Below are 1,574 nucleotides of genomic sequence, written 5' to 3'. Positions count from 1 at the left end.
GGCCGACCATCCGGACCTGGCGCCCGAGCCGGACGAACGCCCGCGCCGCCGCACTCCGGAGGAGCCCGCGCGGCCGTTCCGGCGCTACCTGATCGACGGCCGCTGGGAGGTGTGGATCGGGCGCTCGAACACGGAGAACGACGAACTCACCCACCGGGCGGCCCACAACCGGGACATCTGGCTCCACGCCCAGGGGGTGCCCGGCAGCCACGTGATCCTGCGCACGGCCGGCAGGCCGGAGCAGGTGCCCCGCACCGTCCTGGCCAAGGCGGCGGCCCTGGCCGCCCTGCACAGCAAGGCGCGCCACGCGGGTCTCGTGCCGGTGATCCACACGGAGAAGCGCTACGTGCGCAAGCCGCGCAAGGCGCCGGCCGGCACGGCGGTGTGCCTGCAGGACAGCAGCCTGTTCGTGGCGCCGGGCGTCATGGCCGGCGTCGAACCCGCCTGACTCAGGGGAGCACGCGGATGCGCAGGCCGACGATTCCGTCGAGCACGTTGTCGTAGGTTCCGTCGGTGGGAATCCGGTAGGAGAGCGCCGGCCGCACCGAGTGCCCCAGGTACTCGAAGCCCGCGGCCACGAAGTGCTCGGAATCGCTCGCGAAGTCGCCGTTGCCGGTGACGAGCCACTGGCCCGCGAGTTCCAGCGAGACGGCCACGGTGCCGTTGTCCAGCCCCAGCCCCACCCCGTAGCGAACCAGCGCTTCGATGTCCCCCTCGGCGTCGCCGGTGGGCACCAGCAGGTCGGGCCCGAGCAGGAAGCGGAAGGTCGCGTCCGGGGCCAGCAGGGTTTTCGTCTGCGCGTAGGGCCGGATGGTGAGCAGGTCCGGAATGAAGGTCTCCAGGTGATAGGGGTCGGCAAGCAGTCCGGTCGTGAGCAGGTCGCGGCCCCGGTTCTGGGCCGTGGGCAGAACCAGATCACAGCCGGCGACGACCCCGCTCTCGTTGCCGCCCCCCGCCTGCACACCCAGGGTGAGGTTGCCCCAGGCGCTCTCGTCCGGCAGATCGATGCCGTCGACCGCCCAGGTCACGCGGGGCAGTCCCAGCCACACCACGACCCGCCGGCCCGCCGGCACCGCGACGCTGAACTCGTGGGCGCCCATGCTCCACCCGACCGGATAGGCGTCGACGGCGAGACGCGGGTGCAGGAAGCGGTAGGCGATCTCGGGCGCGGGGCCGAACTCGCGCATGAGCAGATGGGGGGATGCGCCGCCGGCGCGGGCGACCGCGGGCACCACCGCCAGCAGGACCAGGACGAGGACGAGGCGGGCGGCGGGATGGCGCATGACGAACCTTCCGGTCGGGGAGGGACGGACCGGGTTCAATCTAGCGAATCGAACAGATGGAATCAACACGACCCCGGCGCGGCTCAGCCGGGGTAGCGGGCCTGGATGCGCTCCAGGTCGGCGGGTCGGGCCAGGAAGATGGTCACCAGGTCGGGGTCGAACTGCTTGCCCGCGTTCTCGCGGATGTTCGCCATGGTGTCCTCGATGGTCCAGGCGTCCTTGTAGATGCGCTTGCTGGTCAGGGCGTCGTACACGTCGCAGATGGTGAGGATGCGCGCGGAGAGGGGGATG

The 1,574-nt window shown here is 71.5% G+C and carries 3 protein-coding genes; 1 reads left to right on the top strand and 2 read right to left on the bottom strand.

The window, feature by feature from the left end:
* Positions 1-448 (top strand): DUF814 domain-containing protein (locus KDM41_18185; protein MCB1185353.1); only part of this gene is annotated, 448 nt, incomplete at its 5' end.
* A 1-nt stretch (position 449) separates the two neighbouring features.
* On the opposite strand, the gene KDM41_18180 is transcribed toward KDM41_18185, so the two are convergent.
* Both KDM41_18180 and KDM41_18175 read right to left on the bottom strand, forming a co-directional pair.
* Positions 450-1,283: a hypothetical protein gene (locus KDM41_18180; protein ID MCB1185352.1), complete on the bottom strand. Its 834-nt coding sequence runs from the start codon at positions 1,281-1,283 to the stop codon at positions 450-452.
* Positions 1,284-1,366: 83 nt separating this feature from the next.
* A partial coding sequence (locus KDM41_18175; GenBank protein ID MCB1185351.1) for a two-component system response regulator occupies positions 1,367-1,574 on the bottom strand: 208 nt, incomplete at its 5' end.

The sequence above is a fragment of the bacterium genome, from assembly GCA_020440705.1.
GTDB lineage: Bacteria > Krumholzibacteriota > Krumholzibacteriia > LZORAL124-64-63 > LZORAL124-64-63 > JAGRNP01.
Note: the sequence above shows the minus strand (reverse complement) of the source record. Positions and strands in the feature narration are given on the sequence as shown.

Bases quoted from the DNA above. Each gene is read 5' to 3' on its own strand.
- KDM41_18180 (MCB1185352.1), bottom strand. From the start codon at position 1,283: ATGCGCCATCCCGCCGCCCGCCTCGTCCTCGTCCTGGTCCTGCTGGCG.